The sequence below is a fragment of the Nocardia arizonensis genome, from assembly GCF_001310275.1.
GTDB classification, from domain to species: domain Bacteria; phylum Actinomycetota; class Actinomycetes; order Mycobacteriales; family Mycobacteriaceae; genus Nocardia; species Nocardia arizonensis.
This window is the reverse complement of record NZ_LGYZ01000049.1, coordinates 50253-66274: the sequence shown is the minus strand read 5'-3', so window position 1 is coordinate 66274 and position 16022 is coordinate 50253. Positions and strand designations below refer to the sequence as shown.

The following is a 16022-nucleotide window of genomic DNA, read 5'->3' as shown; positions in this document are numbered from 1 at the left end:
GGTCGGTTGGGCGGGTCAGCGTCGGTCGGCTCGGCGATCGGTGGCGATCGCGGCCGATTCGGCGGTGAGCTTGTCGACCAGCCATTCTTCGGCGTAGTCGGCGACCTGGGTGAGGTCTTCGGGTTCGGCGCAGCGACGGGAGGCGTCGGGTACGACCCGGACCTGTGTCTCGCACGACATCTCCCGCGCGGCCCTGCGGTTGGCCTCGAGTAGGCCGTGGTCGATGCCGCCGACGATGAACAGTGTCGGCGCGCGGACCTCCGCGATCGCCGGCCCCGTGAGGTCCGGTCGTCCGGCGCGGCAGACGATGGCCCCGATCCGCATGGCGGAGTCGGTCGAGGCCCGCAGTGCGGCGGCGGCGCCGGTGTCCGCGCCGAAGTAGCCGACCGGCAGTCCCGCGACCTCCCGCTGGGCGGTGACCCACCGGGTGGTCGAGACGAGTCGCCGTGTCAGGGTGTCGATTCCGAAGACGTGTCGGCGGCGCAGCTGTTCCTCGGGGGTGAGCAGATCGGCCGACATCGTCGCCAGACGCGCGCGGTTGAGCCTTCCCGCGATGTAGCGGTTGCGCGGGCTGAACCGTCCGTCGGCGCAGGCCAGCACGAACACCACGGCGCCGATCGGATTCGCGGGCACGGTGAGCTGTGCGAAGACCGCGACGTCGGCGGTTTCGACTCGGACCGATTCGTCGCGAAGGGGCGGCGGTTCGTCCACGTCGAACGGCGGTGCGGGGTAGGGCAGGTGTCGGGCCGCCCGATGCAGGTAGTCGATGACATCCTCGTCGGTGACCTGCTCGAACCGGTGATACCAGCGGCCGAGGGCGTCCGGATGGGTCGGTGCGGCCAGGCAGACCACCTCGTCGGCGTCGGGCAGCGGGAAGGCGTACGGGTCCGCGACCGGGACGGCGACCACGATGCGGCGGGCGCCGCGTGCCCGCGCGTCCCGACAGGCCGCGCGCATGGTCACACCGGTCACGATGCCGTCGTCGACGATCACCACCGTGCGATCGAGCAGGGACAAGCGCGGTCGCACACCGCGCAATCGGGCGGCGTGCCGGAGCAGATCGTGGCGCGCGTTGTGCTCTACCCGGCGCATCTCGCGGCTCGTGAGTCCGCCGCGATCGACGATCCGGTCGTCCACAACCACGCTGCCGTCCTCGCTCAGCGCGCCGTAGCCGACCTCCGGTTGATGCGGCAGGCCGAGCTTCTGCACGACGATCACATCGAGAGGAGCGGCCAGGCAGACCGCCACGGCGTGCGCGACGGGTACGCCGCCGCGCGGCACGCCGACCACGACCGGATCTTCGCCGCGTACACCTTCCAGCCGGGCCGCCAGTCGGCGTCCGGCGTCTCGCCGGTCGGCGAATCGCGCCACCGGCTCGGGAGCCATCTCAGGTCTCCGTCGCGCCGTCACGGAGTTCGGGCGCTTCCTCGGTGAGGAAGTCGACACAGGACCGAATGGTCGCCAATCGCGGATAGTCGCTCTCCTCGATCCGGCGGCCCGCCGCGGAGAGCCGTTCGACGAAGGTCAGGAAGTCGATCGAGTCGAGTTCCAGCGTGCTGCGCAGGGGAGCGTCGACATCGAGGGCGTCGATCTCGGCCTGCGTGGCGAATCCGCGCAGACAGGCGCGAACGGTGTCCTCGGCGACCGTGCGGGAGGGTGCCTTACTCGTCATATTCACAACTCCTCGGGGTGTTGGAGCAGTTCGGAGATGGTGTTGAGGAAGCGGGCGCCGATGGCGCCGTCACTGGCGCGATGGTCGGCCGACAGCGTCGCGCACACCTGCGGGCGCACGCCGAGCATTCCGTCGACCGCGCAGGGACGTTCGGTCACCGCGCCGAATCCGACAATGGCGACCTGCGGGGCGGCGATCACGCCGAAGACCGAGTCGACACCGAGGTCGCCGAGGTTGGTGACCGTGATCGTGGCCGGGACGGTGTCGGTCGACCGCAGGCGTGCCGCGCGGGCGCGGGCGACCACGTCGCGCAGTGCGCCCATCATGGCCTGCGGGTTCAGGTCGGCGGCGTCGGGGATGGTGGGCAGGGCGATGCTGCCGGGTAAGGAGACGACCATGCCGAGGTGCACGGCCGTCGCGGGGCGGAATCGGTCGTCGACCCAGTGCCCGTTGGTTTCCGGGACGATCGTGGCCGCGCGCGCGGTGGCGCACAGCAGCACGGCGGAGGTGAGCACGCGTTCGGCGACCGCCGCTCGCCGGTTGCGTTCTCGCAGCCAGCGCATCGTGGTGTCCAGGTCGATCGTGCTCGACAGGTAGTAGTGCGGGACGGTCTGTTTCGACCGGGTCATCGCCGCGGCGATGAGCGTGCGAACGGCGTCGGGATCGTGGCGGTGATCCTTCGCGGCTTCGCCGGTAGGTGTCGTTTCGACCGGCGTGTGCTCGGTTCGTGGCGCGGGCCCCGCGGCGGTGGCCGCCGTGATATCGGTGGCGCGGATGTCGCGGGCTCTGATCGCCCCGCCAGGGCCGGTTCCGTTGATCGCGGCGAGGTCGACAGCCGATTCGGCGGCCAGTCGCCGGGCGTAGCCGGAGGCGCGCGCGAATTCCGTGGACGGCGGGCGCTGCCCGCCGGCGTCGGCGGACGCGCCGGCCGCGGCCGCCACTTCGCCGTCGCGGTGTTCGGTCGAGGACTTCGCCTCGACCTCCCGCGCGATATCCGCCCGCACGATCCGCCCGTCCGGTCCCGATCCGTGCACCTCGGCCACGTCGAGGCCGGCTTCGTCGGCCAGTCGGCGGATCAAGGGGGTGGCGCGTACCGCGCCCGCGGCCTCCGGCGGCGGCGCGGTTTCCGGCGCGGGCCGTGGCGGCGCTGTCGCGGCCGTGTCGATCGTCGCCAGCGGGGTGCCGACGGGCACCGTCGCGCCTTCGGGCACCAGCAGCGAGCCGACGACGCCGTCGTCGAAGCACTCGACCTCGATCGCCGCCTTCGTCGTGTCCACCTCGGCGACGATGTCCCCGCTGTGCACGGCGTCGCCGGGATTGACCAGCCACCGCAGCAGCGTGCCCTCGGTCATGTCGGCGCCAAGTGAGGGCATGCGGAAATCGACCATGTCAGCTCACCACCCGTCGGATCGCGTCGACGACAGCGTCCGGTCCTGGCAGCGCGGCGTCCTCGAGTTGTTTGGCATACGGAATCGGCGCCTCGGCGGTGCACACCCGCGCGATCGGCGCGTCCAGGTCGAAGTAGGCGTACTCGGCGGCGCGAGCGGCGATCTCGGCGGCGATACCCACGCTGCGCCACCCCTCGTCCACGATCACCAGTCGGTGGGTCCGCGCGATGGACTCCAGCAGGGTGTCCTCGTCGAGCGGCCGCAGGGTCCGCAGGTCGATCACCTCCGCCGAGACACCTTCGCCGGCGATCCGCTCGGCGGCCTCGAGGGCGACGCGCAGCGACCCACCGTAGGCGACGAGGGTCAGGTCGGCGCCCGGCCTGCGCACGACGGCGCGGTCGATATCGACGGCTCCCGCGTCCGGCGGCAGTTCGGCTTCGGTGTTGTAGAGCGCGATCGGTTCGAACACGATCACCGGGTCCGGGCTCTGCAACGCGGACCACAGCATGCCGCGCGCGTCGGCGACGGTCGCGGCCGATACCACCCGAAGGCCAGGGATGTGGGCGTAGAAGTTCTCGAGGCTGTGGGAATGCTGCGCCGCCAGTTGTCTTCCCGCGCCGGTCGCCATGCGGATGACCAGCGGCACCCCGAGCCGACCGGCGGACATGTGCCGCAGTGTCGCCGCGTTGTTGAGGATCTGGTCGAGGGCGAGCAGGCTGAAATTGACGGTCATGACCTCCACGATCGGGCGCAGCCCGCCGAGTGCCGCTCCGATACCCGCGCCGACGAACGCGGATTCGCTGAGTGGAGCGTCGCGGATACGCGTCGGCCCGAATTCCTCGAGCAGACCGCGGCTCACACCGAAACAGCCGCCGTACGCGCCGACGTCCTCGCCCATGAGGAAGGTCCGTTCGTCGCGGTGCAGCGCCTCGCGCAATGCTTCCCGCACCGCCTCTCGGTAGCTGGTCATGAGGTTTCCGCGTACACGTGGCGGGTGAGATCGGCCGTGGGTTCGAGTGGACCGGCCTCGGCCGCGGCCACGGCGTCGTCGAGTTCGGTCTCGATCGCCGATTCCCAATCGCGCTGGTCGCTTTCGGAGCATGCGCCCGCGTCGAGAAGCGCTCGGGTCAGTGCCGGAATGGGATCGCGCGCCCGCCACTTCTCGATCTCGGCCTTGTCCCGGTATCGGTCGGCGTCGTAGAGCGAGTGGGCGCGGAAGCGATATGTCCGCATCTCGAGCAGGCACGGACCGCCGCCGCCGCGGATGTACTGCACCGCCCGCCGCGTGGCGAGGGCCACCGCTTCGGCGTCCATGCCGTCCACCGGCCAGGAAACCAGTCCGTAGCTCGCGGCGCGCAAGGCCAGATCGGTGGCGGCGTGCTCGCGCGCCAGCGCGGTGCCCATGGCGTAGCGGTTGTTCTCGCAGGCGAACAGGACCGGAAGACGCCACAGCGCGGCGAGATTCAGACATTCGTGGAATTCGCCTTCGGCGGCGGCGCCGTCGCCGAAGAGGCAGACGGTGACCGCCGGGGATTCGCGCAGCGAGTCCGCCAGCGCCAAACCGACCGCCAGCGGCAGCCCGCCGCCCACGATCGCGTTGCCGCCGTAGAAGCGCCGCTCGGCGTCGAACAGGTGCATCGATCCGCCCCGGCCGCCGCTGCATCCGCTGGTGCGCCCGAACATCTCCGCCATCAGCGCGGCGGTCGGAATGCCGCGCGCCAAGGCATGCCCGTGCTCCCGGTAGGTCGAGACCACCGAGTCCTCGGGTCCGATCTCGTGGAAGAGTCCGGCGGCCACGGCTTCCTCACCGATATAGAGGTGCAGGAAGCCGCGGATCTTCTCGGCGCTGTAGAGCCGCACGCAGCGCTCCTCGAATCTGCGGATGCGCATCATCTGGCGCAACAACGCGATCCGTTCCTCGTCGGAAATGCCCACTACGTCGCTCCTTCGAGGGAGGAGGTGTCACCTTCGGGCAGCCCGAGTTCGCGCGCCTTGAGCAGACGGCGCATCACCTTTCCGCTGCGCGTGTGGGGGAGTCGGTCGGCGAAGTCGAGGTGTCGGGGCGCGACCGATCCGAGCGAGCGGCGGCCGAAAGCGAGTAGTTCGGTCCGCAGTTCCTCGGTGGGCGGGTGACCGGGCAGCAGGGTGACGAACGCCTTGACCACCTCGCCCGCGACCGGGTCGGGGGTGCCGATGGCGCCCGCCTCGGCGACCGCCGGATGCGCCATGAGCACGCTCTCGACCTCGAAGGGCCCGATGAGGTGTCCGGCGGATTCGATGACGTCGTCGGCGCGCCCGATGAACCAGTAGTAGCCGTCCGCGTCGCGCCGGGCCAAGTCGCCGGACAGGTACCAGTCGCGCACGAACGCACGCTCGTAGCGTTCGTGGTCGTTCCAGTAGCCACGGAACATCGATGGCCAGCCCGCGCGTATGGCCAGCTCGCCGACTTCACCGGTCCCGGCGGGCTGGACGCCCCCGTCGACGACGGCGGCGCGTCCGTCGCTGCCGCGTCGCACGATGGTGGCCTCGATTCCCGGCAGGGGCCTGCCCATCGACCCGGGCCGCACTTGTTCGGCCGCGAAGTTGGCGATCATGATCGCGCCGGTCTCGGTCTGCCACCAGTTGTCGTGCACCGTTCTGCCGAGTACCCGTTTGCCCCACACCACGATTTCGGGGTTGAGAGGTTCACCGACACCCGCGACGAAGCGCAGGTTCGACAGGTCGGCGCCGGGCGGCAGTCGGTCACCGCCGCGCATCAGCATGCGCAACGCCGTCGGGGAGGTGTACCAGACCGAGATCCGCTCGGCGGTGAGGATGTCGTACCAGCGTCGCGTGTCGAACTCGGCTTCGTCGCTGATCACGGTGACGCCGAGACACAGCGGGGCGATCACGCCGTAGGACATGCCCGTGACCCATCCCGGATCCGCGGTGCACCAGAAGCGGTCACCCGCACGCAGATCGAGCGCGTATCGGGCGCTGACCCGGTGTGCGAGCACGGCGCCGTGCACATGGACGGCGCCCTTCGGTTTGCCCGTCGTGCCGCTGGTGAAATGCAGCAGCGCGGGCTCCTCGGGATCGGTGTGTTCGATGGGGAAGGTGTCCGAGACCGACGCCATGGCCTGCGACAGCTCGATCAGGCCACCCCCCGATTCGAGTCCGAGGTCGTCGGTGACGAGAACGTTGCGCAGCGCGGGCACCGCGTCGCGATGCGGCGCGACCTTTCGCCGGTACAGCTCCGTCGTGGTCACCAGGGTCGTCGCCCCAGAGATCTCGAGCCGTTGCCGGACCGGCTCGGGGCCGAAGGCCGAGAACAGCGGCGATACGACGCAGCCGGCCTTCCACGCGCCGAGGGCGGCTATGTACAGCTGCGGGGTGCGTCCGAGCAGCAGACAGATCCGTTCGCCGCGCCGCACCCCCAGCGAGCGGAGCACACCGGCGAACCTGTTGCTGAGGACGGCGAGGTCGGTGTAGGTCAGTTCGATTCCGCCGCCCGCCACGCTCAGCCAACGCAGCGCCGTCATCTCGGCCGTGGGCGTGCCCAGATGTCGGTCGACGGCTTCGTGTGCGATGTTCAGCGCGCCGCCCGGAAGTCCGGCCAGCGCCGACCGCGCTGTCTGCCAGTCGAATTCGCGGCAGGAGAGGTCGTAGTCGGTCATCGCGCAGCCGGCGCGCTCGTCCGCGGTCTTCTCGATCGGTTCCCAGGTCAACGGCTCGAAATCGGTGGTTCGGGCGCTCGTGTCGGTCATGTGGGCCTCCGGGTACCCGCGACCACCGTGCCGGGCGTCGAGGGCGGAATGCGGATCGTTGCGTGCGAATATGTCGACCGTGCCGTCCCCCGGCGTTCGATCGGCGGGGGACAGGGCACGGATGACCGGCGCGGGCTACTCTCCCGCTTTGACCTCGATCTTCTTGGCGGCTTGCTTCGCCTCGGCCATAGGCACCGTGACGGTCAGAATCCCTTTGGCGTATTCGGCGTCGACACCTTCCTCCTGGGCGCCTGCGGGCAGCGCGATGGTGCGGACGAAGGAGCCGTAGCCGAACTCCGATCGGCCGTTCTCCTCCTTCTGCACACTGCGCTCCGCTCGGATGGTCAGATGTCCCTCGGCGACGGTGACCTCGAGGTCCTTGGCCGGATCGATGCCGGGAATTTCGGCGCGGACGGTGTAGTGGCCGTCATCGAGGGCGTCTTCCAACCGGATCGTATGGAAATTGAACATCGGCGTGAGCGTGCCGACGGGAGTGAATGCGTTCCACAGGTCGGTGAAATCCGGCATCAGCGAGCCGCGGGAGCGATGGACAGGAAGCAGACTCATGGAATTCTCCTCGTGTCGCGAGTATGCGCTTACCGTCGCTATTCCACTCCGATGGCGGCGGCGGGAGTAGGGGCCTCGGGTCGACGGCCGTGAGGACCGAAGTCCTCTGACGCGAGTGACGGTGACGCCGGGACGGCCTGTCACCGCCCGCACCGAAGCCCCACCGCCGACCTCGGGCCCGGAGCGCTGCCCGGCTCGCAGGTCGCGCAGCGCGCTGGTCGCCGGATGGCACGCGCCGTGGCGGGAGCCGGGTGTCCGGTCGGCGGATCGACGTCGAGTAGGCTGCCGGGCTGGAATGTTCTCGCCAGGTCAGGACTGCCATGCTCGACGATCACGACCCGCGGCGCCGATGAGCGACGAGCGCGCGGCCACGGACGGGGCCGACAGCGTTCGGATGCGGGTTCGTACCCGCGACCGGACACTGCGAGGCAGACGGGGCGAGATTCCCGTTCGCGATTACCTTCCGGTGGAATGCCGGGAAGACGCCGCGGCCGTGCTGTGGCTGCACGGCGGCGGATTCGTCTGGGGCAACCTGGATCAGGCCGAATCCCACATGGTCGCGCTGCGTCTGGCCGAGTCCGGTCGCAGGGTCCGCACCGTCGACTACCGGCTCGCGCCGCGCTTCCCCTGGGCCGCGTCATCCACGGTCAACCACTTTCCCGCCGGGCTGGACGACGTGGTCGACGCGGGGCGCGCGTTGGCGGCCGAGCACGGCCGGGTCGTACTCGGCGGCGCCAGCGCGGGCGCCTGCCTCGCCGTCACCGGCGCGCAACGCCTGTCCGGCGTGGCCGGACTGCTCCTGTGCTACGGCCTCTACCACGCCGAACTGCCGCCCCTGCCGGAATCGGTGCGCGACAGCCTGCGCGGACTCGCGGGCTACCGGCAGCTGTCCCCTCCCGCTGTCCACCGGCTGAATGTCAACTATGTCGGCCGAGAGGACCTGCTGGACTCCGGCGCCTTCCCCGGCGGCGGTGATCTCACCGGCTTGCCGCCCGCCCTGCTGCTGGACGCCGATCACGACACCCTCCGCGCTTCCGGCGAGGCATTCGCCGCCGAGCTCGCCGCCGCCGGCGTCCCGGTGTCGTACACCGTGGTGCCGAATTCCTGGCACGGATACCTGAATCGCCCTCAGCTCAATGGATTCCGGTTCGCGTTGGACGCGATGACAGCCTGGCTGGACGCGCACATGCCGGGTGAGGTCGATGCGATGCGGCACGTACGGTAGAGATGGCATGAGTGCGATGACGAACGATTCGGAAGCGGGAGTGCCGTGAGCCCCGTGTGGTATTACTTGGCGTTCTTCGCGGTGGTGTTCGCGGTGAACCTGATGCCCGCGTTCGGTCCGCCCTCGGTATTGGTGGTGGTACTCCTCGAGCTGAATTGGCATCTCGAGCCGGTCGCGGTGGTCGTTCTCGGCGCCTTCGCCTCCGGGGCCGGTCGTTATCTGCTCGCGTTCGCCACCAACCGTCTCCGCGATCACCTCAGCCCTCGCCGCAAAGCCGGTCTCGAGGCCGCCAATCAATATGTGACCGGCAATAAGGGACGTTCCGTCGCCGGGCTCGCGCTTTTCCTGGTCTCGCCGATACCCGCTGCGCAATTGTTCGAGGCGGCCGGTTTGATGGGAGTGCGCCTGCTGCCGATAACCGTCGCGCATATCCTGGGCAGACTCGTCAGCTATTCGTTCTATGTGGCGGCCACCACCGTCGCCGAGCGAAAACTCAGCGATGCGTTCCTGGATTCGATCACCTCACCGCTCGGCATCGCGGTGCAGCTCGCGCTTCTCGCCGCCGTCGTCTTGTTCGCCCGCATAGATTGGACGAAGTACCTGCCGGGCGCGGCGGAGCGAAGTGCCCGACCGCCGGAAGCCGAGAATACCGACGGGACACATCGCTGAAGGCGAAGGCGCGCACGCTCAGTGGGCTTGTCGCGCCAAAGTCTGTTTCGCTCTCTTGTTCACGAGCAGCGGAACGAAGTCGCGGACCTTCGCATCGGCGAATTTCGCTCGCGCGTCGGCGACGGTTCGCTCGATGGTCCCGGGACCCACATCGGGATATCTGTTCGCGAGTCGCTCGATGACCTGCCTTATCTGTGTTTCCTCGTCGAATCGCATTCCTCGATTCTCGAGGAGGCGCCGATGGCCCGGGAGGGGCATTGCGACCCTTGTCCGCGGACTTACGGACATGTACGGGAAGGCCGGCCGTTTCGCCCACACGGCCGGGGATATCGGCCGTGACCGTGCTGTTCGGGCGGCGGGAACGGCCGACTTCACCGCCCAAGTCACCGGCAATGGTGACCTCGGACTGTCGGTCCCGCGTCCGTACGGCTCTGCCCGGCGCCGCGCGATCGCGATGAGATGGGATGATGAACATCACCGAACGCTCGAAGTCCGCTGTTCCCGGTATGCGTCGGCGATCTGTGCTGATAGACGGCCGCATCGCTAACTACCGTGTCGGCGGCCGCGGGCCTCGGGTGCTGTTCCTGCACGGGTGGGGATTGGGCGGTCTTGCCTACTCTCGTCCGTTGGAGCAATTGGTGCGGATGGGCTTGCGTGTCTACGCGCCGTCGCTCCCCGGATTCGGGGGCACCGCCGCCCTCCCGCCCGCGCACCGCACGCTGTCCGACTACGCCGACTGGGTGCGCCGGTTCATCGAGACGGTCGGGGTCGCGCTACCGATTTCGGTCGTCGGGCATTCTTTCGGTGGCGGCGTCGCGATCGCCACCGCGCATCGGTATCCCGACGTCGCGGAGCGCCTGGTTCTGGTCAACTCGATAGGCGGCTCGGCCTGGACCGACGGGAAAGGGGCGATGCGCGCGCTTCGCGAACGGCCACTGTGGGATTGGGGGCTGCACCTGCCCGCCGACCTGCTGCCCGGTCGGCAACTGACGCGGGTGCTCCCGGTGGTGCTGCGTGACGCGGTGCCGAGTCTGGCGCGCAATCCGGGCGCGGTGTGGGACGCCGCCCATATCGCACGGACGACGAATCTGACCGCCGAACTCGCCGACCTCGCCGAGCGCCGCGTTCCCATGTTCGTCGTGTGGAGCAACCGTGACACGGTCATCCCGGAAGCCACCTCGCTGTCGTTGCACGTCGCGGCGGGAGGCCCGGACGCGGCCACGGTGTCCGGCGGGCATGCCTGGCTGATGGATGATCCGCGCGCGTTCGGCGAGCTCATCACCAATGTGATCCAGCGGCCGACCGTGTCCCCGTCCGCCCGGACCGCGGTGGGCGAGTTTCCCGAGTCGGTGGGCTCGCGCGCCATGTGAGCCCCGGTACGGACAGGTTCACGGGATTCACGAGTGTTGTCCGAGGGTGAGCGAGGCGAAGAACAGCCCGGTGGCGCGGTCGAGTATCTCGTCGCGGTCGGCGCGGGCGGGATCGGCCAGCCACCAGGTGATCAGTTCGAGAAAGCCGCCGGTGAGGATGATGGCGGTGATGCGGAAGCTCGCGGCGTCGACGCGCTCGGGGAACAGCGAGACCGCTTGGGCGGCGATGGCATCGGCGTAGTCGAGCATCATGCGTTCGCGGCGTTCGCGCAGTACCGGCTCGTTCGCGGTGCCGAACAGCAGCGGAGCCAGGCGCGGGTCGGCGTCGAGTGCGCTCAGGACGGCGTCGAGCGACGCGCGAACTCGTGTGGTGTGGTCGCCGACGCCCGCGTTCATGACCGCGAGCGCGGCTTGCAGCACCCGGTCGGCGGCACGGTCGTAGAGGGCGACCAGCAGTGCGTCGCGGTCGGCGAAACTCTCGCGGAAGTAGCGGGGCGCGATGCCGGCGCGGGTGCTGACCGGCCGCACGCCGACGCCGGACAGGCCCTGTTCCCCGAAGCAGTCCAGCGCGGCGCTCAGCAACTGTTCGTAGCGGAGTTGCCGACGTTCCTCGGCGGAACTGCCGCCGTAGCGCCGTCCCGCGGTGTCCTCTCGGAGTGCGCCCACACCGTTCATCCTGCCAAACGGCGGCGGTGCGGCGGTCGTCTCACCGGGGATCGGCGGCGGCGCGGCGCTCGCGCTGTTGCCCGATGCGGGTGAAGTCCGGGTATGCCGTGTCCCGGCCGAACCAATCCACCCAGGACCGTTCGCCGGGGTCGGGGAGCAGGCCGGTGCCGAGCAGATAGCCGCGCATCGCCGCGAGCGCGAGCGAGCGCTGTGCGCGCGATGGGCCGGTCAGCCGGTGCGCGTCGAGCAGTCCGTCGTCGCACAGCGACAACAGCACCGCGGTGCCTGCGCGGCGCAGCGGGCGGGGGAATCGGGCGGCGAAGTCGTCGATGATGACCTGCGCGACGGCGTGGCCGCCGGGGGTGTAGGCCGCGTTGTCCCGCTCGTATTGCAGTGTCCAGGTGAGGAATTCGGAGCTGGAGCCCGGAATGTCGGTGATGCCCATGCGCGTGCCGACGCCGTGCCAGAAATGGTATACGGCATCCATTTCGCGTTCCGACATCAGCGGTCGGTCGAGGGAAAGGCCGATGCGTTGCGCTTCGAGTATGAGCGAGGCGAGGGTGTAGACGTTCAGGTCGTTGGAGATCCGGTAGCGGGCGTGGATCTCGTTGAGCCGGTCGATGACCTCGCCGCCGCGCGCGGAGGTGTAGCCGCAGCGCATGATCTCGCCGAAGAACACCAGGGTGTCGTCGTTGCGTCGCCGCGTCGCCCGCATGATGTCGCCGGTCCCGGCGCGGTACACGGTGCGCGCGATCGCCGGGATCGACATCTGCCGCAGGAACGCCAGCGTGTAGGCGATCGTGACGAACCACGGGTGGCCGTAGCGGACCTCGAGCACCAGGTGTGTCATCCGCTCGTTGTCGATGACGGGGTCGAGGGTCGCGAGTTCGTCACGGACCCGGTACGGATGCGAGAGTCTCGCCACACGATCTGTCCACATGCGTGCAACGATAGCTATCTGTCTACACCCGTGTAAAGATCCTCGCGCGCCTCGATTCAGCGGCGTTCGGGATGCACGACCATGACCGGGCAGTGCGCGTGCCGCATGATCCAGGTGCTCGTCGAGCCGAGCAGCAGACCGCGGAATCCGCCGCGCCCCCGACTGCCGACCACGATCAGCTGTGCGGTGGTCGAGGCGTCGGCGAGATGGTGACGCGGTCCGTCGGCGAAGACCTCGCGGGTCACCCGGACGTCGGGATACTTCTCCTGCCAGCCCGCGAGGCGTTCGGCGAGCAGGGTGTGCTCGGCGACCTCGAGGTCGGCGACGGGGAGCTCGAGATAGGTCGCGCCCGCGAAGGTCCCGGCGTCGATATCGCTCCAGGCGTGCATGGCGACGACGTCGGTCCCGAGTTCGGATGCCTCGGCGAAGGCGGTGGCGATCGCGGGTTCCCCGACCGGGCTGCCGTCGATGGCGACGACGACGGGACCGGCCTCGCGGATGTCGGTGTCGTGGACGACGACGATGGCGCCGTGGCCGTGCGCGGTGACCTTCAGCAGCGTGGAGCCGAGATAGTGCGCCGCCCCGGCATCCGATCGGGCCCCGAGGACGACCATGTGCGCGCTCTCGGACAGGGCGATGAGCAGTTCGGCCGGATTCGCCTCGGACAGTTCGGTGGCGATGGTCACATCGGGCGCGGCGTCGCGGGCGACGCGGACGGCCGCGGCCAGGACATGGTCACCGTGGTCGTGCATGCCCTCGGTGGCCGAGGGGGCCATGACGTCGTAGCTTCCGAGAATCGCTCGGGTCGAGGAGAAGTCGAGGGCGTGCACGATGTGCAACCTGCGTCCGCGACGGGCGGCGGTGCGGGCGGCCCAGCGGATCGCCTGCTCGCAGGTGTGGTCGCCGTCGACGCCGACGACGAGCGGTGCCGTCGCGAGTCGGTGCGGATCGGTGTCGTGATCGATGGTCATGCCCGAGGCCCTTCGGATGCGGTGAGCTGTGTCGATTCGACCGTAGGCCGGTCGTGTCCGCGGCGATGCCTGCATTGGTCCCCGTGACGAGGGCCGTTGGGCTCGGCTCCGCACTCAAGACAACGGGACTTCCCAGCTCTGCCCGGAGGTGAGGGTCCGCTCCGCATCCTCGACGTGGACGCGGATGGGGGCGGCCGCGCTGGGATGCAGGCGGACGAGCACCCGCGTATGGCTCACCTCGACCGTCAGCGGCTGCCCGCGATAGCTGAGCGTGAATTCGGCTTCGGGCAGATCGTCGGGCAGCACCGGGTGCAGTCGCAGCGTGTCGTGGCGGGTCTCGACGCCGCCGTAACAGCGCAGCACCATATCCGCGGTGCCCGCCATGGCCCCGATGTGGACGCCCTCGCGGGTGGTGCCGCCCTGGGTGTCACCGAGATCGGCTTCGAGCGCCTGGGCGAACAGGCCCCATGACATGGCGCGGTCGCTGCGGGCGAGCACCCAGGCGTGGGCGAAACGGCTCAGGGTGGAGCCGTGGCTGGTGCGGGCCAGATAGTAGCCGACCGTACGCGGAATGACCTCGGGCGCGAGCGAATAGCCGAGACGGTCGAGGACGTGGCGCAGTTCCTCGGCCGAGAAGAGATAGAACAGCATCAGCACGTCGGCCTGTTTGGACACTTTGTAGCGATTGGTGCTGTCACCCTCGGCATTGAGGATGAGATCGAGTCGGCCGATATTTCCGTATTTCGCGCGGTAGGCGTCCCAGTTGAATTCCTCGAGCGCCTCGTAGCCGTCGAACTGGCTGATGACCCCGTCGGCGTGGAACGGGACGCGCAGCCTTCTGCTGATGCGGTCCCAGTGCTCGGGTTCGTCGTGCCGAATCGCGAGGTGCTCGCGCAGCGGATCGCAGTCACGGCCGGCGAGAATCTCGACCACGTCGCACGCACGGGCGAGAACCCAGGCGGTGAGGACGTTGGTGTAGGCGTTGTTGCGCAGTCCCGACCCGGGGGAGTCGGGGTAGCCGTCGTGGTATTCGTCCGGACCCATCACACCGCTGATGTCGTAGCGATCCTCGGCCGCGTCGTGGATCGCCGAACCCGCGAACAGGCGGGCGATCTCGATGAACATCTCGGCGCCGGATTCGAGCAGGAAACCGATGTCGGCGGTGGCCTGGTAGTACTGCCAGACGCTGTAGGCGATCGCGAGCCCGACGTGGCGTTGCAGGTGGGAATTGTCCGGCATCCACCGACCGTTGCGGGTGTTGAGCATCTCGGTGGGCGTCTCCTCGCGCCCGTCGCTGCCGCTGCGCCACGGGAACAGCGCGCCGGGCAATCCGAGATGTCGCGCCGAGGATTTCGCGCCCGGCAGTCGCCGGTACCGGTAGTTGAGGAAGGCGCGGGTCAGATCGGGTCTGCGCAGGGTCAGCATGGGGTAGACGAACAGTTCGTCCCAGAAGATGTGGCCGCGGTAGGACTCTCCATGCAATCCGCGCGCGGGCAGTCCGATATCGGAATCCGGCCCCGCCGCGGCGACGCTCTGGAGCACGTGGAACACCTGCAAATTCATCGCCATGCGATGGTAATGCCCCTCACCGAGCTCGATGCCGAAGCGCCGCCACAGCCCGGCCCAGCTGCGCAGGTGGGCGGCGCGCAACGTCGCGATGTCCGCGGCGTCGGCGATGCGGGCGGTGGCCGCGATCGCGGCGGTCGAGATGCCGCGGTCGCGGCTGGTCGCCACCGCCGCGACCTTCTCGAGTCCGATGGTGTCGCCCGCGCGCACGGAGAACGTGAATTCGATTCCCGGACAGTCGATTCTGCTGATTCTGCGGCGTCGAACGCCGGGTTCCCTCGTCGTCGTGCGGGTGGCTGTGGCGACGTCGAGGCGGGACTGGTCGGTGGTGCAGACGTGCAGCACGGTCGCCGAGTCGATGAATTCGTGACGTCCGGGCAGCAGGTGGCGGTAGGCGATGTCGCGGTCGGCCACGGCGTTGCGATTGGCGATGTCGGCATTGGTCGCCGAGACGACGGTGAGGGTGCCGTTCCAGTCCTCGGCGACGATATCGAGTTCCAGCGCCGCGAGATAGGGCTCGGCCATCGAATGGAATCGGCGCGTGGTGACCCGGGTCGTTCGGCCCGACCGGTCCCGGTAGCGGTCGACGCGGGTCAGCGTCCCGGTGCGCAGGTCGAGATTCTTCTGGTGGTCGAGCATCTCGGCGATGCCGGGACGCAGTTCCGTGCCGTCGTCGAGGCATACGCGCAGGAAGGTCCAGTCCGGCACGTTGACGAGGTGTTCGGATTCGCTGGGGCGGCCCTCTATGTCGAGGATGCAGCGGTTGTAGATGCCCGCGATATAGGTGCCGGGATAGTGGACCGAGTCGGCGGTGACGCCGGGAACCGACCCGCGGGTGGCCCAGTATCCGTTTCCCGTCGTGCACAGCGCTTCTCGGGTGCCTTCTTGCGCCGGGTCCCAGTCGTCGTAGACGAGGTTCCAGCCGCCGGGTTCGGCGGTCGCGCCGCCGCACCATCGGTCCGCGGCTTCGTGGCCCGCCTCGAGTGCGAGTGCGCCGGGGGCGCCGCTCACCGCCTCGGAGTCGGCGGAGCTCGCGGCGGGCGTCGGCGCGTCGGCGAGCCCGGAGCGGTCCGCGCGTATCGGGGAGCGGGGCGTTTCCGACCCGGACAGGGAGGTCGACACCCTCCGATCATCAGCGGCGACGGCCGATGAGACAAGGGCCGTTGTGCCCGGTCGGAGGTCTCGTTCGGCCGCGACCAATGGCCCTGCCGGGGCGTGACGCGAGCGCGCGAAGGTGGTATC

The 16022-nt window shown here is 69.3% G+C and carries 15 protein-coding genes; 3 read left to right on the top strand and 12 right to left on the bottom strand.

The window, feature by feature from the left end; all coding sequences use genetic code 11:
- Window positions 1-15: 15 nt before the first annotated feature.
- The 7 genes from APZ21_RS08335 to APZ21_RS08305 all read right to left on the bottom strand — a co-directional run bounded on the left by APZ21_RS08335 (window position 16) and on the right by APZ21_RS08305 (window position 7373).
- The gene (locus APZ21_RS08335) at window positions 16-1386 is read right to left on the bottom strand and encodes a phosphoribosyltransferase family protein (RefSeq protein WP_054812656.1); all 1371 of its coding nucleotides are present in this window, start codon (window positions 1384-1386) and stop codon (window positions 16-18) included.
- Between the two features lies 1 nt (window position 1387).
- On the bottom strand, window positions 1388-1672 hold the full coding sequence (locus tag APZ21_RS08330) for an acyl carrier protein (protein WP_054812655.1): 285 nt from the start codon (window positions 1670-1672) through the stop codon (window positions 1388-1390).
- Window positions 1673-1674: 2 nt separating this feature from the next.
- On the bottom strand, window positions 1675-3060 hold the full coding sequence (locus APZ21_RS08325; RefSeq protein ID WP_054812654.1) for a 2-oxo acid dehydrogenase subunit E2: 1386 nt from the start codon (window positions 3058-3060) through the stop codon (window positions 1675-1677).
- A 1-nt stretch (window position 3061) separates the two neighbouring features.
- Window positions 3062-4030: an alpha-ketoacid dehydrogenase subunit beta gene (locus APZ21_RS08320; protein WP_054812653.1), complete on the bottom strand. Its 969-nt coding sequence runs from the start codon at window positions 4028-4030 to the stop codon at window positions 3062-3064.
- A complete protein-coding gene (gene pdhA, locus APZ21_RS08315) occupies window positions 4027-4989 on the bottom strand; it encodes a pyruvate dehydrogenase (acetyl-transferring) E1 component subunit alpha (protein WP_371852297.1) in 963 nt (320 codons plus the stop codon). The genes APZ21_RS08320 and pdhA overlap by 4 nt, the downstream gene beginning before the upstream one ends.
- A 5-nt stretch (window positions 4990-4994) precedes the next feature.
- A complete protein-coding gene (acsA, locus tag APZ21_RS08310; protein WP_174553573.1) occupies window positions 4995-6806 on the bottom strand; it encodes an acetate--CoA ligase in 1812 nt (603 codons plus the stop codon).
- A 135-nt stretch (window positions 6807-6941) separates the two neighbouring features.
- On the bottom strand, window positions 6942-7373 hold the full coding sequence (locus APZ21_RS08305) for an Hsp20/alpha crystallin family protein (protein WP_054812652.1): 432 nt from the start codon (window positions 7371-7373) through the stop codon (window positions 6942-6944).
- 466 nt (window positions 7374-7839) lie between these two features.
- Here APZ21_RS08305 and APZ21_RS08300 point away from each other — a divergent pair, with 466 nt between their 5' ends.
- Window positions 7840-8598 carry an alpha/beta hydrolase gene (locus tag APZ21_RS08300; protein WP_204249066.1) on the top strand — a complete coding sequence of 253 codons (759 nt, stop codon included), beginning with the start codon at window positions 7840-7842 and terminating at the stop codon, window positions 8596-8598.
- A gap of 45 nt (window positions 8599-8643) precedes the next feature.
- Window positions 8644-9267, top strand: coding sequence for a hypothetical protein (locus APZ21_RS08295; RefSeq protein ID WP_156370864.1), 624 nt, complete (start codon window positions 8644-8646; stop codon window positions 9265-9267).
- A gap of 18 nt (window positions 9268-9285) precedes the next feature.
- Here APZ21_RS08295 and APZ21_RS08290 read toward each other — a convergent pair whose 3' ends face one another.
- Window positions 9286-9483 carry a three-helix bundle dimerization domain-containing protein gene (locus tag APZ21_RS08290; RefSeq protein ID WP_054812649.1) on the bottom strand — a complete coding sequence of 66 codons (198 nt, stop codon included), beginning with the start codon at window positions 9481-9483 and terminating at the stop codon, window positions 9286-9288.
- 248 nt (window positions 9484-9731) lie between these two features.
- Between APZ21_RS08290 and APZ21_RS08285 the strand changes: the two genes are divergently transcribed.
- A complete protein-coding gene (locus APZ21_RS08285) occupies window positions 9732-10637 on the top strand; it encodes an alpha/beta fold hydrolase (protein ID WP_239476545.1) in 906 nt (301 codons plus the stop codon).
- A gap of 27 nt (window positions 10638-10664) precedes the next feature.
- Here APZ21_RS08285 and APZ21_RS08280 read toward each other — a convergent pair whose 3' ends face one another.
- The 4 genes from APZ21_RS08280 to APZ21_RS08265 all read right to left on the bottom strand — a co-directional run bounded on the left by APZ21_RS08280 (window position 10665) and on the right by APZ21_RS08265 (window position 15902).
- A complete protein-coding gene (locus APZ21_RS08280) occupies window positions 10665-11303 on the bottom strand; it encodes a TetR/AcrR family transcriptional regulator (RefSeq protein WP_162240321.1) in 639 nt (212 codons plus the stop codon).
- 40 nt (window positions 11304-11343) lie between these two features.
- Window positions 11344-12243, bottom strand: a complete 900-nt coding sequence (locus tag APZ21_RS08275; protein WP_156370862.1) for an oxygenase MpaB family protein — start codon at window positions 12241-12243, stop codon at window positions 11344-11346.
- Between the two features lie 56 nt (window positions 12244-12299).
- Window positions 12300-13214 carry a universal stress protein gene (locus tag APZ21_RS08270; RefSeq protein WP_054812646.1) on the bottom strand — a complete coding sequence of 305 codons (915 nt, stop codon included), beginning with the start codon at window positions 13212-13214 and terminating at the stop codon, window positions 12300-12302.
- A gap of 114 nt (window positions 13215-13328) precedes the next feature.
- Window positions 13329-15902, bottom strand: a complete 2574-nt coding sequence (locus tag APZ21_RS08265) for a glycoside hydrolase family 65 protein (RefSeq protein WP_054812645.1) — start codon at window positions 15900-15902, stop codon at window positions 13329-13331.
- Window positions 15903-16022: the final 120 nt, after the last annotated feature.

Bases quoted from the DNA above. Each gene is read 5' to 3' on its own strand.
- APZ21_RS08335 (WP_054812656.1), bottom strand. From the start codon at position 1,386: ATGGCTCCCGAGCCGGTGGCGCGATTCGCCGACCGGCGAGACGCCGGA.
- APZ21_RS08330 (WP_054812655.1), bottom strand. From the start codon at position 1,672: ATGACGAGTAAGGCACCCTCCCGCACGGTCGCCGAGGACACCGTTCGC.
- APZ21_RS08325 (WP_054812654.1), bottom strand. From the start codon at position 3,060: ATGGTCGATTTCCGCATGCCCTCACTTGGCGCCGACATGACCGAGGGC.
- APZ21_RS08320 (WP_054812653.1), bottom strand. From the start codon at position 4,030: ATGACCAGCTACCGAGAGGCGGTGCGGGAAGCATTGCGCGAGGCGCTG.
- acsA (WP_174553573.1), bottom strand. From the start codon at position 6,806: ATGACCGACACGAGCGCCCGAACCACCGATTTCGAGCCGTTGACCTGG.
- APZ21_RS08305 (WP_054812652.1), bottom strand. From the start codon at position 7,373: ATGAGTCTGCTTCCTGTCCATCGCTCCCGCGGCTCGCTGATGCCGGAT.
- APZ21_RS08290 (WP_054812649.1), bottom strand. From the start codon at position 9,483: ATGCGATTCGACGAGGAAACACAGATAAGGCAGGTCATCGAGCGACTC.
- APZ21_RS08285 (WP_239476545.1), top strand. From the start codon at position 9,732: ATGATGAACATCACCGAACGCTCGAAGTCCGCTGTTCCCGGTATGCGT.
- APZ21_RS08275 (WP_156370862.1), bottom strand. From the start codon at position 12,243: ATGTGGACAGATCGTGTGGCGAGACTCTCGCATCCGTACCGGGTCCGT.
- APZ21_RS08270 (WP_054812646.1), bottom strand. From the start codon at position 13,214: ATGACCATCGATCACGACACCGATCCGCACCGACTCGCGACGGCACCG.